This window comes from Streptomyces sp. NPDC017448, from assembly GCF_044330565.1.
Classification (GTDB): Bacteria; Actinomycetota; Actinomycetes; order Streptomycetales; family Streptomycetaceae; genus Streptomyces.
The window spans coordinates 144,688-159,815 of the sequence record NZ_JBIRLM010000001.1 but is presented as its reverse complement, the minus strand read 5'-3'; the positions used below and the strand labels follow the sequence as shown (position 1 = coordinate 159,815).

The window sequence follows — 15,128 nt, the reverse complement described above, 5'->3', positions numbered from 1 at the left end:
CGCCCGCCCCCGTACGCGGTCTCAGGACGGCGCCTGGCCCGTCTCGAAGCGGCTGACGCGGTCGTCGGTGACCGTGAAGATCCACCGGGTCCGCATCGTGCCCCAGGTGTCGTTGGTGTAGTCGACGACGAGGCTGCGGCCGTCGTCGGAGGCTTCCACGACCTCCATGCGCCCGTTGGCCCGCGGGGAGAAGATCTCCTTCTCCGTCCAGTCCGCCAGGTCCCGTTCGCTGCCGTCGTCGGACATGGTGGCGTCCTCGGTGAGGACGTCGGCGAAGAAGGCGTCCTTGTCGCCCGCGTTCACCGTGGCGACGAACCTCTCCACCACCGGGTCGCTGATCGATGGGGTCATCGTGCTCCTCCTCGGCTGCCGGTCCGGGAGCGGATGTCCCGGGATTCCCCCCGAGTCTCTGTCGGAGCCCCGCCCCCCGCATGTCGGGCACCCGCTCCCCGCACCCCGCCCCTCACCCGTCACCGCAGGTCGGAACGGGTGTGAAGACGGCTGCCCGGGCGCGTCCGGAAAGCCTGTTGACGTACGCGTACGGGCCCCGAAGGATCACCGTGTGACGACCGCCGAGCAGCCTTCGACCACCCCCCGGCCGGCCCCGCCCCGTCCCCTCGCGCTGATCACCGGCGTCGGCCGCAGCATCGGCATCGGCGCGGGCATCGCACGCCGGATGGCGGCCTCCGGCTGGGACGTGGCCTTCACCTACTGGACGCCGTACGACCGCCGGATGGAGTGGGGCGCCGAGCCCGGGGCCGCCGCGGCCATCGCGGCCGAGCTCGCCGGGGCGGGCGCCCGCACGGCGGCGATCGAGGCGGACCTGACCGATCCCGGCGCCCCGGCGCGCATCTTCGACGAGGTGGAGCGGCGCCTCGGCGGTCCGGTGACCGCGCTGGTCCTCTCCCACGCGGAGTCGGTGGACTCCGGGCTGCTGGACACCACCGTGGAGGCGTTCGACCGGCACTTCGCGGTGAACGCGCGGGCGAGTTGGCTGCTGATCCGCGAGTACGGGCTGCGCTTCCGGGGCGCGCGCGAAGGGGGCACGGACGACGTTCCGGGCGGCGCACGCGAAGGCGTCCCGGGCCAGGCGGGAAGCGGCGTCCCGGTAGGCGCGCCAGGTGCTCCGACCCGCTCCTCGGAGACCACCTCCGCCCCACGCCCCGCGACCGGCCGGATCGTGGCGCTCACCAGCGACCACACCGTGGGCAACCTCCCGTACGGGGCGAGCAAGGGCGCGCTGGACCGCATCACGCTGGCCGCCGCGCACGAGCTGGCCCACCTGGGGGTCACGGCGAACGTCGTCAACCCCGGCCCGGTGGACACCGGCTGGATGAGCGACGGCCTGCGCGAGGCCCTGGTCCGGGGCACTCCCCTGGGTCGCCTCGGCACCCCTCGCGACACCGCCCACCTGGTGGACTTCCTCTGTTCCCCCCAAGGCCAGTGGATCAACGGCCAGTTGCTCAAGAGCAACGGCGGCGCGGCGTCCTGACGCCGTACGGGAGTGCTCCCCGGCGCCGATGCGTGCCGGCAGGTCGCACTCGGGAACATGACGTACCGTCAGCACGACCGAACGCGTTGCAACACGTCTAATCTGGCCTGGTCCATGCAGTGCACAGGGGGTCGTATGCACAACGAAGACAGGGCCGACCGAGCATACGGCGGGCAGGGGGACGACGGCCGGGCACACGACCGCCGCGCTGACGACGGACGGGTATACGACGGACGGGCATACGACGGCCGCGCGGACGGCGGACGGGCATACGAGGGCCGGCCGCACGGCTCCCCGGCCCACGAAGCCGGTCCGCCCGCCGCCCGGACGGTGATCGACGGCCGCTACGAGCTGCTGGAGCCGATCGGCAGCGGCGGGATGGGCGAGGTCTGGAAGGCCCGTGACCTGCGGTTGCGCCGGTTCGTCGCCGTGAAGGGGCTGCTCGACCGGAACGCCATGACCGCGAGCACGCAGGCGGCGGCGATGCAGCGGGCGCGGCGCGAGGCGGAGGCCATCGCCAAGATCGAGCACCAGAACGTGGTGACGGTCCACGACCAGGTGGAGACCGACCACCAGATCTGGATCGTGATGAAGCTGCTCGAAGCGCGTTCGCTGGGCGACCTCTTGACCAGCGAACGGGTCCTCGCCGTGCCGAGGGCGGCGAACATCGGCCTCCAGATCGTCCAGGGCCTGCGGGCAGTCCACGCGGCGTCGGTGGTGCACCGTGACGTGAAGCCGGGCAACGTCCTCGTACGGGACGACGGTCTCGTGATCCTGGTGGACTTCGGCATCGCCACCTTCGAGGGCGCGGACCGGGTGACCCGGTCCGGCAGTGTCATCGGCACCCCTCCGTACCTGGCGCCCGAACTGTTCGCCCCCGCCTCCCCGGGCCCCACGCCCGCCTCCGACCTGTGGGCGCTCGGCGTCACGCTGTACGAGATGGTGGAGGGCCGGGCGCCCTTCGCCGGGCACGAGGTGTGGGAGGTCCAGGAGAACATCCGGCAGTCCCCCGACCCGGCCATCCGGTACGCCGGGCCCCTCGCCCCGGTCATCCAGGGGCTGTTGATCACGGACCCGCGCGAACGGCTGGACGCGGCCACGGCCGAGGCGATGCTCCGCGAGGTGCTCGGGGATCCGGCCGCACCGCACGCCGGCGCCGCCGGCCCCGAGACGCACCCGCCGACGGCGGCCGCGACACCGAACACGCCGAACCCGTCGCCCCCTTCCCCCGCCCCGGCCGTCGCACCTCCCGCCCCCGGCCCCACGCCCCCGCCCGCCCCTCGTGCGGCGGCGGCGAACGGTGGAGGCCGCGGGCGGCGGGGCTGGAAGGCGGCGGCGGCTGCCGTGTGCCTGGCGCTGCTGGCCGGCGCGGGCTGGCTGGTCTCACAGGGCGACGGTGAGGGCGGAGGGAGCGGCGGCGGAGCCGCGTCCACGCAGGGCCAGGGAGAGGACGGGGGCCGAGGAGGGGGCGGGGGCACGGCCGGCAGCGGCACGCAGGAGCGGTGGAAGGACACCCACCCCACCCTGAAGATCGGCGTCAAGGACGACCAGCCGGGGCTGAGCATCTTCGACCGGAAGTCGCGCACGTACCAGGGGTACGACATCGACCTGGCCTACGCCATCGCGGAGAGCATGGGGTACGGGAAGGGCGAGGTCGCCTTCACCACGGTCGCCACGGACTACCGGAGCACCGCGCTGAAGACCAAGCAGGTGGATCTGGTCATCGCCTCGTACAGCATCACCGACGACCGCAAGACGGCCTCCCCGGGCGGCTACAGCGTCGACTTCGCGGGCCCGTACTACGAGGCGAGCCGGGGCTTCCTGGTCCGGGAGAAGTCGGCCAAGTACACGATCAACGACTCCAGCGACCTGCGGGAGCTGGACGTGGAGGTGTGCACGGCGCGGGAGTCGACGTACGAGAAGGCGCTGCCGAAGCAGGGCTTCACCATGGCGAAGTCGCAGCCCAACACCTACCAGGACTGCCTGGACAAGCTGTTGGACCCGAAGTCCGACGTGTACGCGGTGGCTTCGGACGACATCATCCTCGCCGGGTACGTCGAGGCCAACCCGGGGAAGGTGCGCCGCCTGGAGAACATCCAGGGCGCGGAGGGCTACGGCGTGGCGATGCGGCCGAAGTCCCGGGGGCTCAAGGGCGAGGTGTGCTCAGCGTTGCGGACGATCCTGGCCGGCCGGATCTGGGAGGACATGTACAAGGAGAACCTGGCGGGCCTGGTGGGCAACGAGAACCCACCGGGGCGCCCGGACCTGACGGAGTGCGCGGGGTTCTGAGCGACGGGCCGGCGGCCCGGATGGTCTGACCGGCCCGGCCCGCCGCCTGCTGCCTCACCGCTCCCCGGCTCACCGCTCGGGGAAACGCTCCCCGCACCGGCTGCAGAAGACCGGGGCGGGGTCCTGCGACAACCGTCCGCACGAGGGGCAGACCCGGTCCAGCATGCAGGGCCCCTCGCCACCCTCGTCCGCCCCGCTGGGCGGCTTGATCGTGAGGCCGGGGCGGCGGCGGTGGACGGTGAGGTAGCCGAGCCCGTCCGGCCCCGCGACCAGCGCGCGCCGGGAGGTACGGGGCAGCCACAGGACGGTGCCGTCCTCCAGAACCAGATCGCGGCCGCCCGCCCGGGCCGTCCCCCCGCCCTCCAGGACGACGAGGAGCACGTCGAGCACGTCCTCCTGATGCTCCCCGACCTCGGCACCGGCGGGGAGCCGCACCAGGTTGGCGTCCAACTCCCGCCCGGGCTCGGCCAGATGCCACAACGCACCGCGCTCCTCGTCCTCGACGGCGGCGAGGATGTCGGTGAGCACGGCGAGAATCTCAGGAGTGGCGTTCACGGCGTCCAGGCTACGCGGGGCCGCCGCCACGCAGAACTCATTGCCCTCGGAACCTCCCCTCACCCCAGGAGGCCCGTCGCATCGGCCACTACGCAGGTCGCGGCCCGACCCCACCGGGGCCCACAAGGACCGTGCCGGGCTGTACGCCGACCGTAAGAACACCTGACCTCGCGCCCGCATCCCGACCCCGGACGCACTGCGGCCCCCACCCAGGGAGGTAGGAGCTGCTTCGGTGTGCGGGCTCTACGGCCAGAACAGCTTGACGTCTTCCGGGGCAGGCCGCGCCCCTGGCACAGTCGGTTCGATCACCGTGTACCCAAGGTCACGCAGCACCTGGGCCGCCGAATCAGGAGAGTCCCTGACCGCGGTCTTCAACTGCATCAACCGCCAGCTCCGCAAGTGCTCGTCGATCACCGCCTTCCAGCCGTCTACCGTGTCGATGGAGAACTCCCGTTTCAGGAACAGGAGCACATCCTCCAGGGCCGGCCGCATCCTGTGGCCACCCACCGGTAGATGCAGCTCCGACAGGCGCGGCAGCCGATTGAACTTCTTCTTCGGTCGGCCCTTCTCCGCGAGCCGGAGCAGGTAGGCCACCTCGTCTCGATGCGCGTGCACCTGCACGTGGGCGCCAGGCGGCTCCTTGGTCCGCCGGACGTACTCGAAGCGGAACAGGGGGTCAGGGCTTCCGGCGTAGAAAACGTGAACATCGGCCTGATCGGTGGCCATAAACGTGCTGGAGCCGTCCCAGCAACAGTAGAAACGCACCATGAGGCTGAGCCGCTGCTCGCCGTCGATGCTGACAGGGATCCGCTGGAGAACTTCGTCTTCTCGTATCGGTGAGACCCTGATCTTGGAACCCATGTTGATCGCATGGAAACGCGGGGTGTTCTCACCGAGAACACCCCGCGTCAAAGCAGTCAGTTGGTCAGCGAAACCAGCCGCTGACTCATCGAGGGCCTTCGCCTCTTCAGCAGTCACCTTCGAGAAGGTAGTCGAGCCCCTCGATCGTGTGCCACACATCCAGTTCATCCATGCTGAGGCTGTACGTCGCGGCACGCTCAGCGAGCTCGTCGTAGCTCATGTTCACGCTCGCCAGCAGCTGCTCACGCTGGACCTCAAGCTCGCTGCGCGTCCTATGGATCACAGTCGGCATAACTCGCTCCCCGGGTTCGATGGCCACAGTCAAGCAGGGACCACTGACAACAGTGTTGCCACCCCGGGGAAAAGTCACCCGCAAGGACTGAACTTTGGGCCACCCGTAACTCGAAAGAACCGCAGTCCGGCGGGACCACCCCCGCGTGCGCGGGGACCACTGGATGGTGTCGCCCGGGGCCCCCTGGAGGGTGGGACCACCCCCGCGTGCGCGGGGACCACAGTTCGTGACCTGCGGGTTTAGGGGGCGGGGTAGCGGTTTTTACTTACTTCTTGAGAAACCGGCATACCCCACCTTTTCCACATTCCACGGCATCGCCGCTCCCCCTGGGCGTGAACGGTCAGCGGGTGGGAACCAGGTCTGCCCGCGCAACCCGGTTCCAGCTCACCGTAAGGCGCGACGCGCCCCGATCACCACGGTACCGGCCGGATTCGTGAGCGCTTCCGTGCCGTCAAGGGCCGGATGCGTCAGGCAGAGCATGCGCGGTTCATCCACCTCGCCATCGAAACGGGCGGCCCCTGGGGCAGCGGGGTGAAGCCTCCCCACACATGAGGAGGCCGCCGGGGCGGGCCGTTGTCCATGCCCGTTCCACAGCCACCACGAAGCCCTTTGGGCGGGGGGCGCCCGTGCACGGATCTGATGCACGGGCGCGGAAACGGTCCGGCGCGGACGGCTTCTTGGGGTCCTACGCCCCCTGGCGCGCTACGAGTTGGAGGCCGGTGGGGCCGCCGCCACGCAGAACTCGTTGCCCTCCGGGTCGGCCATCACCACATGGTGCTTATCGACCTCCGCCACCACGGACCCGCCCGCCGCCACCAACCGCGCGGCCTCCGCCCGGATACGGGCCCACCGTTCGGCGGGGGTGCCGTGGCCCGCGATCCGCACGTCGATGTGCAACCGGTTCTTGGCCGTCTTCGGCTCGGGCACCTTGAGGATGGAGAGCCGGGGGCCGACGCCCTCGGGGTCGCAGAGCCACGCTCCGTCGTCCACCGTCTCGCCCTCCGGAAGCTCGAACTGGGCGAGCCACTCCTCCCGGGTCGCGAACGGGGGCGGCGGGGGCTGGTCCACGTACCCCAGGGCCGACTTCCAGAAGGCGGCGAGGAGTTGGGCGTCGGAGCAGTCCAGGGTGAGATCGATGCGTACCGGCATGCCCGGAACCGTAGGGGATGCCTCCGCTCGGCGCATCCGCGTAACGTGGCCCCTCCCCCACCGCCCACCACACCGAGAGGGAGGCCGCCGTGCGTCGCGAGCCGAACGACCCGTACCCGCCGATCGAACCCTACGAGAGCGGCATGCTGGACGTCGGGGACGGCAACCTCGTGTACTGGGAGGCGTGCGGCAACCCGGACGGCAAACCCGCCCTCGTGGTGCACGGCGGCCCCGGCTCGGGGAGCACCCCCCGCTCCCGGCAGTACTTCGACCCGGACCGTTACCGGGTGGTCCTCTTCGACCAACGGGGCTGCGGGCGCTCGACCCCGCACGCGAGCGATCCGGCGACGGACATGGCGTACAACACGACGGCCCACCTGATCGCCGACATGGAGCGCCTGCGGGAGCATCTGGACATCGACAAGTGGCTTCTGTACGGGGGCTCGTGGGGATCGACGCTGATTCTGGCGTACGCGGAGGAGTACCCGGAGCGGGTCACGGAGGTGGTCATCCCCTCGGTGACGACGACCCGCCGCAGCGAGATCGACTGGCTCTACCGGGGCGTCGGCCACCTCTTCCCCGAGGCGTGGGACGCCTTCCGCGCGGGCGTTCCCGAGACGAGCGACCCCGCCGGCCTGGTCGCCGCGTACGCCCGCCGCATGGAGAGCGAGGACGCCGCCGTACGGGAGAAGGCCACGGCGGACTGGTGTGCCTGGGAGGACGCGGTGGTCTCGATGGAGGCGATCACGGGCCCGCCCCCGTACAGCGGCCGCCCGGACCGCGACCAGCAGGCTTTCGTCCGGATCTGCGCCCACTACTTCGCCCACGGGGCCTGGCTGGAGGAGGGCCAACTCCTCGCCCGAGCCCACCGCCTGACCGGCATCCCCGCCGTCCTGATCCACGGCCGCTTCGATCTGGCCGGCCCCCTGGTCACCGCCTGGGAACTCGACCGCGCCTGGCCGGACGCCCGCCTGACGGTCATCGACAACGCGGGCCACATGGGCGGCCCGAAGACCCGGCGCGCGGTACTGGAGGCGCTGGACGGGTTCGCGGGGTGAGTCGGCTGCCCGGGCCCGGGGCGCCGGGCCCGGCCAACGGCCGGGGCGGGTCGCCGCCGGGCCCCGCGGAGTTCGCCTCCGCGGGGCCCGGCGACGCAAGGTGAGGAGGGCGTCGGTCGTTCAGGGCCTCCTCGGCCTTCTCCTCGGCCCGGCGGGCACCGCCCTCGGCCCGGCGGGCACCGCCCTCGGCCCGGCGGGTCTCGTGCTCTGTCCGGCGGGTCTCGTGCTCTGTCCGGCAGGCGTCGTCCCCGGCCCGCTCGCCCTCTTCGAGCCCCGGGTCACCCGTGCGGACCATTCCCCCCGAAAACGGCCGCAGGAAGAAGACATGGCAGGGGGCGCCCTGGGCACAAGGTGTGCCACATCGCCCCTGCGACGGCTGGTGAGGACACGATGCTGATCCCGAGCCCGAACGCCATGCGGACCCTGCTGGCCCGCTACAACGAGTTGCAGCTGCGCCACTCCCAGGACTCCGACTACGAACTGCAGCGGAGCCTGGAGGACGTGACGTACACGCTCTGTGTGAGTACCGGCACCCGTACCGTCCACGACGCCCTGCTCGCCGCCGACACGATCCTGCGGAGGTCGGCGGCCGAGGAGGAGGCGGCGTCGGGCGCCCCCGCCCCACCCAGGACGGGCCCGCGCACGACGGGCCGGTCCATGGCGGACCCGCGCACGACGGCTGCGCGTCCGGCCATTCCGAAGCCGCGGGCCCTCTGACCCGTACCGTACGAAAGGAGTCGGCTCGTGGAGAACGAGGGAGCCGACAGGGGAAGCCCCGTATGCCGGCCGAGGACGGCCGCCGAGGCGCGCCAAGAGGTGGAGTTCGCCCTCTACCCCCTGCGCTGCGCGCCCGACGCCCGCTACCGGACGGCCCATCAGGACGGTGTGTGGGACGCCGTGATCGTCGCCTCCGAGCTCGTCGGCCATGTGCTCCACCACCGGGCGGACGTCTCCCGGGACTGCTTCCTCGTCTGCACACTGAACTGCGGCGAGATCACCATCAGCGTCACCGACCCCTGCGACGACGTCCTGCCCGCCTCCCCCGTCGCCCCGGACCCGCGGCGCGGCGGGCTGGAGGGAATGGGCTGGTGGTTGGTCCACCACCTCGCCGACCACGTCGACGTCGTGCGGCTGCCCGAGGGGGGCCGGTCCATCACCGCGGCCGTGCCGCTCTCCGGACCCTGACCCCCGGTGATCCGGCAGCCCGGAGCCCCCGGTCCGCCACCCCGCGGACCCGCCGACCCGCCAACCCCCGGCCCGCCGACCCGCCGACCCCCGGCCCCTCGGCCTGCCGACCCGCCGGCCCGTTGGCCCTCCGTCCCGCCGGCCTCCCGACCCGCCGCCGTACCGGACGCGTCCGACCGCCCGCCCGACCGCCCGTGCCACCGCACAGCCGGACCGCGTACGCCACCGGGAAGCCTGACCCGCGCACGAGAGGGCATACGGCGAAACGCCGGGGGAGAACAGGCTCCCGCGAGCCGCCACCGGGCGGAGCAGACGGGGGAACCCGATGGACACCACCGTTACGAGAAGAGAGCCGCGCGGTACGCGGGAACCGGGAGAGACCGGTGGCCGGGGCGCGCCCCGCCCCCGGCGGCCCGGCCGCTCCCCCGCCCTCACCAGCGGTGCCGGCCGTGCGGCGGCCCGCGTCGCCGCCTTCGCCGTCTGCCAGGCAGCCTTCATGGTCGGCGCCGGCCTGCTGATCACCGGGCCGGCCCGGGGCCTGTGGCCGGTGACGGCGGAGGACGCGGTCGTCGAGGCCCTCGCAGACGCCCGCACCGGCGCGCTCGACGCGCTCTCCACGGTCGTCTCCGCCCTCGGGGACACCGCCACCGTGGTCGGCCTCACCTCCCTCGTCTGCCTGGCGCTGGTCCTGACGCCCCGGCTGCCCCGGTGGCGCGAGGCCGTCTTCCTCTCCGCGGCGGTGGCGCTCCAGTCGGCGGTGTTCGTCCTGATCACCGCCTGCGTGGACCGGGCACGCCCGGATCTGGAGCGCCTGGACGGCTCCCCGCCCACCTCCAGCTACACCTCCGGGCACACCGGAGCGGCCACCGCCCTGTACGCCGGTCTCGCCGTCCTGGCCCTGTCCCGGGTACGCACCTCCTGGCGCAGGCCGCTGGCCGCCCTGTTGCTGCTCCTTCCGCTCCTCGTGGGGCTGGCACGGCTGTACCGGGGCATGCACCACCCCACCGACGTGGCGGGAGGGCTGGCCAACGGCACGCTGTCCCTGCTCGTCGTGGGACGGGCCGTGCTCCCCGGGCACTCCTGGGCGGCCCGGCCCCCCGCCGACGCCCTGGACATCGCCGTGGCCGCCGCCGGGCACCGGCCCGCCCCCGCGCGGAAGCACGCCACCGTCATCGTCAACCCGACCGTGACCGACCGGGCCACCAGGGAGCGGCTGAGGCTGGTCCTCGCCCAACACGGTTACCGCGACGCCCCGTTCGTCGAGACCACCGTGCAGGACCCCGGCGGCGGCCGGACGGCCGAGGCCCTGCGCGCCGGGGCCGAGCTGATCGTGGTCTGCGGCGGCGACGGCACGGTCCGCGCGGTGGCGGACGCCCTGGCCGGCACGGGCGTCCCGCTGGTCCTCGTACCGTGCGGCACCGGCAATCTGCTGGTCCGCAACCTGGGCCTGCCCCTCGCCCCCGCCGAGGCCCTGGCGGCGGGGCTGGCCGGGGAGCCCCGCGCCCTGGACCTGGGCCGGGTCGAGGGCGACGGGTTCCCCGCCGTCCACTTCACGGCGATGGCCGGGGCGGGGCTGGACGCGGCGATGCTGGAGGAGACGTCCGACCGCGCCAAGTCGGCCCTGGGCTGGCCCGCGTACGTCCTGGCCGGGGTGAAGGCGCTGCGCGCGCCCCGGATGCGGCTGACCGTCCGCCTGGACGGCGGGCCGGAGCTGCACCGCACCGCCCGGATGGTCCTCCTCGCCAACGTCGGGGCCGTCCAGGCGGGCGCGGCGCCGGTCCCCGCCGCCCGGCCCGACGACGGGCTGCTGGATCTCGCGGTCTTCGACCCGAGGGGCATGGGCGGCTGGCTGCGCGCGGCGGGAGTGCTGCTGGGCGGCGGCCGGGGTGCGGGCGAGGGGCGGCCGGTGGAGTTCCACACCTTCCGCCGCGCCGAACTGTCCTTCACCCGGCCCCAGCCGCGCGAGGTGGACGGCGACCCGGTGGGACCCGGCCTGCGCCTCGCCGCAGAGGTCCGGCCCGGCGCGCTGACCGTCATGCTCCCGGGGCGGGGACGCTGATGGGGACGGCGACCCGGGTTCCGGTGACCCGTGACATGAGCGGGGACGAACTCTCCGGCGACGAGGCGTTCGCGGCCCTGCGCCGGTACGGCCGCTGGGCCCTGATGCGGGACGCCTTCACCCGCTTCCGGTACGCCGACGGCTTCAGCCACGCCCGCGCGCTGGCCCTCCAGACGATCCTGGCGACCGTTCCCCTGGTGATCGCCTTCGTCGGGCTGTCGGCCGAGCTGCACACCGAGAGCGTGGGCAGGATCGCCGAACTCACCATCCGCGGCCTCAGCGAGGGCCCGAGCGCCGACGTGGTGGACGACGCGCTGAGCCGCCACCGGCGGAGCGACGGCGACGGCCCCGAGATCGCCCTCTGGCTGGGGCTCGCCTTCTCCCTCGCCAACGTCACCACCGCGATGTGCCAGATAGAGCGCGGAGCCAACCGGATCTACGGCGTGGAGCGGGACCGCGTCTTCCACCGCAAGTACCTGCGCGGACTGGTGATGGCCCTGAGCGCCGGCATCCCGCTCGGCATCGGCTCCGTGATGATGGTGGCGGGCGGGGAGCTCGTCGCGGCCGTCACCTCCGTGTACGGGCTGGGGGACACGGCCCGGGAGGCCGGGGACCTGCTCCGTCTGCCCGTGGGCTTCCTGCTCGCGCTCATCGCCGCGAGCGCGGTCTTCCGCCGCTCCCCGCGCCGCAAACAGCCGGGTTACACGTGGCTGGCCTTCGGAGCGGCCGTCTACCTCGCCCTGTGGACGGTGCTGACCTGGCTCCTGAGCCTCTACCTCGGGATCAGCGGCTCCTTCGACACCGTCTACGGGCCCCTGAGCGCGTTCATGTCGCTGCTCCTGTGGGCCTACCTCACCTCCATAGCCCTCTTCGTCGGGCTGGCCTTCGCCGCCCAGCTGGAGGCCGTCCGGGCCCGCCGGCCCGGACCGATCACCCCCGACCCCGGAGCATGACGTGCCACGACCCACCGCCGAACCACCCCCCGCCGGGCCCGGCCCTGCCGAACCACCCCCCGCCGGACCGAACCGGACCCGTCGTGCGGACCGCCGCTTCGGCGTGCGGCTGGCGGCCGCGCTCGCGGCCGGCGCGGCCGCCGCGGTCCCGTTCGCGCTGCTGGCGGTCCTCGTCGAGGGGGCGTGGCCGCCGCTGCGGCGCGTGGACGCGGGTGCGGCACAGCGGCTGCACGCGGTGGCGCTGGACCATCCGGCGTGGACGGCGACGCTGCGCGTCCTCTCGGACTGGGTGTGGGATCCCGCGACGCTGCGTACGGCGGTGGCGCTGCTCACCGGGTGGCTGCTGTACCGGCGGGCGTGGCGGCTCGCGGCGTGGGCGGCGGCCACCGCGATCGGCGGCGCGCTGATCGGGGTGCTCGCCAAGGTCGCGGTGGAGCGGGCCAGGCCCTCGCTGCCGGACCCGGTGGCCCACGCGCCCGGCTACTCGTTCCCCTCGGGCCACGCGATGACGGCCGTCACGTCGTGCGCCGTCCTCCTGCTGGTCCTGCTGCCGCTGGTCCCGCGCGGGTGGCGCGGGCCGTGCTGGGCGGCGGCGGGGGTCTCCGTCCTGGGCGTCGGGTTCACCAGGGTCGCCCTCGGCGTCCACTGGTTCAGCGACGTCGTCGGCGGGTGGCTGCTGGGCGGGGCGGTCGTCGTCCTGACCGGCTGGGCCTTCGCGGCGTGGCGGAGGGATGCGGGCCGCCCCCCTGCGGAGGTGTCGGAAGGGCTCGAACCCGAACTGGCCGACGACCGCCCGGAGCCGGAGGCGTACAGCGCGCCGAACGACCCGGCGAGCGGCGCCCGCGAGCACCACCCCTGAGCGGCCGGGGGACGCGATCAGCTCCCCTGAGCGGCCGGCGTGCACGATCAGCACCCCTGAGCGGCCGGGGCGCACGATCACCGTCCCGGGGCGGTCGAGGTACGCGATCACCGCCCCCGGCCGGCGGGGGCGAAGCCGGTGCTCCCGGCCCGGCCGGGCCCCGCCGGGGCGCCCCGGGTCGGCCGGGTACCCCGGCTCGACCGGGCGCCCCGGCCCCGCCGACCCGGGGTCAGTACCCCTGACCGGCCAGGAAGGACGCGAAGTCCAGCGTCAGGGACCGGGCCTCGGACACGTTCGCCCCGTCCTCCCCGTCCACCAGCACGAACACGCAGACGTCCCGCTCCGCCCGCACGACCCACAGGGCGCGGTCGCCGTCCCGCAGCAGAGCGAGCTCCAGCTCGCTCCCGGTGACGGCGTCGGACACCGCCTCGCAGCTCTCGCGCCGCCACAGGACGCCCGCGATCCGCAGGCCCCTCGGATGGACGGTCTCCTCGCACACCGTGGACAGGGCCTCGACGTCGTCCGGGCCCCCCTCGACCGGGCCCCCGCCGTCCGGGCCTCCCTCGACCGGGCCCCCGCCGTCCGGGTCGCTCGTCACCGACCTGAAGTACGGACGGCCGTCCTCGTCGCCGCGCCCCGCCACGGCGAAGAACCCCGCCTCGGCGGAGAACGCGGCGGCCGCCCGCACGGGCGACCGCGTCTCGCCGAGGGTCAGGTGCGTACGGAGGGCCTCGCCCCACTGTTCGGCCACCGGGGTCATCGGTGCCTCCTTGTCGTCGATTGCCGCTCGGCGCAGCATCTCCTGCCCGGGGATTCCCGGGGCAGACGGGCCGGCCCGCACGGGTGTACGGAATGCCGCCCGGACGCGCTCGGGATTCAGCGGCCGGGGACGGGGCACACGTGGCAGGCACCCCTCCGGACGACACCCCACGACGACGGACCACCCAGGACACAGCTCCAGGACACCACGTCACCACCACATCACCGCCCCGTCACCGCACCAGGACAAGGAGCCGCCATGATGGTCGTAGGAATAGTCGCCGTCTGCGTCGTTCTCGCCGTACTCGCCTTTCTCGTACCGCGCCTCTCCCGCCACCCGGAGCGCGGCACCCAGCGCACGTTGGGCGCGGGCTCCCGGGCCGGCGGCAAGGCCCCCGGCGTCCTGGGACGCCTCTTCAGCAAGCCGTTCCGCAGCAGCTCCAAGGCGGTCGGCCGCAGCGGGTCGGCCGGTCGCCGCGCCCGCGGCCACATGCCGTTCTGAGCCCCGGCGCGACGCACGGAACGCCGGTCCGACACCCCGGCGGCGCACGAGCGCCGGAAGGGGCCTCCCGCCACGACGGCGGGAGGCCCCTTCCTCTCCGTCCGCGGCGCTACCAGGCGAACGCCTCCGGCGACGGGCCCGGCCCCGGGAAGATCTCGTCCAGCCCCGTGAGCACGGCCTCCGGGAGGTCCAGTTCCAGGGCGCGCAGGGCGCTGTCCAGCTGGTCGGCGGTGCGCGGGCCGACGATCGGGCCCGTGACGCCGGGGCGGGTCAGCAGCCACGCCAGGGCCGCCTCGCCGGGCTCCAGGCCGTGCTTGTCGAGCAGGTCCTCGTACGCCTGGATCTGCTGACGGGTGGCGGGGTCGGCCAGGGCGTCGGCCGCGCGGCCCGAGGCGCGGCGGCCGCCCTCGGCGGTCTTCCGGATGACGCCGCCCAGCAGACCGCCGTGCAGCGGCGACCAGGGGATGACCCCGAGTCCGTACTCCTGCGCGGCCGGGATGACCTCCATCTCGGCGCGGCGTTCGGCGAGGTTGTAGATGCATTGCTCGCTGACCAGGCCGAGGGAGCCCCGGCGGGCCGCCTGCTCGTTGGCCTGGGCGATCTTGTAGCCGGGGAAGTTCGAGGAGCCGGCGTAGAGGATCTTGCCCTGCTGGACCAGGACGTCGATCGCCTGCCAGATCTCCTCGAACGGCGTGTCCCGGTCGACGTGGTGGAACTGGTACAGGTCGATGTGGTCGGTCTGGAGGCGCTTGAGCGAGGCGTCGACCGCCCGCCGGATGTTCGCGGCGGAGAGCTTGTCGTGGTTGGGCCAGGCCTCACCGTCGGCGCCCATGTTCCCGTACATCTTGGTGGCCAGGACCACCTTGTCGCGCCGTCCGCCGCCCTGGGCGAACCAGGTACCGAGGATCTCCTCGGTGCGCCCCTTGTTCTCGCCCCAGCCGTAGACGTTGGCCGTGTCGAAGAAGTTCAGGCCCGCGCCGAGCGCGGAGTCCATGATCGCGTGGCTGTCCGACTCGTTGGTCTGCGGGCCGAAGTTCATCGTCCCGAGGACGAGCCGGCTGACCTTGAGTCCCGTACGTCCGAGCTGTGTGTACTCCATGACGCCCCAGCCAACT

General features: G+C 73.3%; 16 protein-coding genes. 9 read left to right on the top strand and 7 right to left on the bottom strand.

Translation table 11 applies throughout. The annotated features are described in order from the left end of the window. Positions 1-21 precede the first annotated feature (21 nt). Positions 22-351, bottom strand: coding sequence for a nuclear transport factor 2 family protein (locus ACH4K1_RS00625; protein WP_398084979.1), 330 nt, complete (start codon positions 349-351; stop codon positions 22-24). Between the two features lie 211 nt (positions 352-562). Between ACH4K1_RS00625 and ACH4K1_RS00620 the strand changes: the two genes are divergently transcribed. Together ACH4K1_RS00620 and ACH4K1_RS00615 are read left to right on the top strand one after the other, a co-directional pair. Next, positions 563-1,492 (top strand): SDR family oxidoreductase, encoded by a 930-nt coding sequence (locus ACH4K1_RS00620; RefSeq protein WP_398084976.1) that lies wholly within the window; start codon positions 563-565, stop codon positions 1,490-1,492. A 135-nt stretch (positions 1,493-1,627) separates the two neighbouring features. Next, complete coding sequence (locus ACH4K1_RS00615; RefSeq protein WP_398084973.1) at positions 1,628-3,781, top strand: serine/threonine-protein kinase; 2,154 nt, start codon at positions 1,628-1,630, stop codon at positions 3,779-3,781. Positions 3,782-3,850: 69 nt separating this feature from the next. On the opposite strand, the gene ACH4K1_RS00610 is transcribed toward ACH4K1_RS00615, so the two are convergent. From ACH4K1_RS00610 to ACH4K1_RS00595, 4 genes are all read right to left on the bottom strand, one after another. Then, complete coding sequence (locus ACH4K1_RS00610; protein ID WP_398084970.1) at positions 3,851-4,336, bottom strand: hypothetical protein; 486 nt, start codon at positions 4,334-4,336, stop codon at positions 3,851-3,853. A gap of 243 nt (positions 4,337-4,579) precedes the next feature. Then, complete coding sequence (locus tag ACH4K1_RS00605) at positions 4,580-5,314, bottom strand: hypothetical protein (protein ID WP_398084967.1); 735 nt, start codon at positions 5,312-5,314, stop codon at positions 4,580-4,582. Next, complete coding sequence (locus ACH4K1_RS00600; protein WP_398084964.1) at positions 5,304-5,489, bottom strand: hypothetical protein; 186 nt, start codon at positions 5,487-5,489, stop codon at positions 5,304-5,306. Before ACH4K1_RS00600 ends, ACH4K1_RS00605 begins: the two co-directional genes overlap by 11 nt. 702 nt (positions 5,490-6,191) lie before the next feature. Next, complete coding sequence (locus ACH4K1_RS00595; protein WP_398084961.1) at positions 6,192-6,638, bottom strand: VOC family protein; 447 nt, start codon at positions 6,636-6,638, stop codon at positions 6,192-6,194. An 89-nt stretch (positions 6,639-6,727) separates the two neighbouring features. Here ACH4K1_RS00595 and pip point away from each other — a divergent pair, with 89 nt between their 5' ends. The 6 genes from pip (at position 6,728) to ACH4K1_RS00565 (ending at position 12,752) form a co-directional block, all read left to right on the top strand. After that, complete coding sequence (pip, locus tag ACH4K1_RS00590) at positions 6,728-7,696, top strand: prolyl aminopeptidase (RefSeq protein WP_398084958.1); 969 nt, start codon at positions 6,728-6,730, stop codon at positions 7,694-7,696. Between the two features lie 390 nt (positions 7,697-8,086). Next, positions 8,087-8,413 carry a DUF5133 domain-containing protein gene (locus ACH4K1_RS00585; RefSeq protein ID WP_398084956.1) on the top strand — a complete coding sequence of 109 codons (327 nt, stop codon included), beginning with the start codon at positions 8,087-8,089 and terminating at the stop codon, positions 8,411-8,413. 27 nt (positions 8,414-8,440) lie between these two features. After that, positions 8,441-8,881 carry an ATP-binding protein gene (locus tag ACH4K1_RS00580; protein WP_398084954.1) on the top strand — a complete coding sequence of 147 codons (441 nt, stop codon included), beginning with the start codon at positions 8,441-8,443 and terminating at the stop codon, positions 8,879-8,881. 325 nt (positions 8,882-9,206) lie between these two features. After that, entirely contained in the window at positions 9,207-10,940 is a 1,734-nt protein-coding gene (locus tag ACH4K1_RS00575) for a diacylglycerol kinase family protein (protein WP_398084951.1), read from the top strand. Continuing rightward, entirely contained in the window at positions 10,940-11,893 is a 954-nt protein-coding gene (locus tag ACH4K1_RS00570; protein WP_398084949.1) for a YihY/virulence factor BrkB family protein, read from the top strand. Before ACH4K1_RS00575 ends, ACH4K1_RS00570 begins: the two co-directional genes overlap by 1 nt. Position 11,894: 1 nt before the next feature. Beyond that, positions 11,895-12,752, top strand: a complete 858-nt coding sequence (locus ACH4K1_RS00565; RefSeq protein ID WP_398084946.1) for a phosphatase PAP2 family protein — start codon at positions 11,895-11,897, stop codon at positions 12,750-12,752. 229 nt (positions 12,753-12,981) lie between these two features. Here ACH4K1_RS00565 and ACH4K1_RS00560 read toward each other — a convergent pair whose 3' ends face one another. Further along, the gene (locus ACH4K1_RS00560; protein WP_398084943.1) at positions 12,982-13,512 is read right to left on the bottom strand and encodes a hypothetical protein; all 531 of its coding nucleotides are present in this window, start codon (positions 13,510-13,512) and stop codon (positions 12,982-12,984) included. A gap of 258 nt (positions 13,513-13,770) precedes the next feature. Between ACH4K1_RS00560 and ACH4K1_RS00555 the strand changes: the two genes are divergently transcribed. Continuing rightward, a complete protein-coding gene (locus ACH4K1_RS00555) occupies positions 13,771-14,013 on the top strand; it encodes a DUF6411 family protein (RefSeq protein WP_228989609.1) in 243 nt (80 codons plus the stop codon). Between the two features lie 109 nt (positions 14,014-14,122). On the opposite strand, the gene ACH4K1_RS00550 is transcribed toward ACH4K1_RS00555, so the two are convergent. After that, entirely contained in the window at positions 14,123-15,112 is a 990-nt protein-coding gene (locus ACH4K1_RS00550; protein ID WP_398084940.1) for an aldo/keto reductase, read from the bottom strand. Positions 15,113-15,128: the final 16 nt, after the last annotated feature.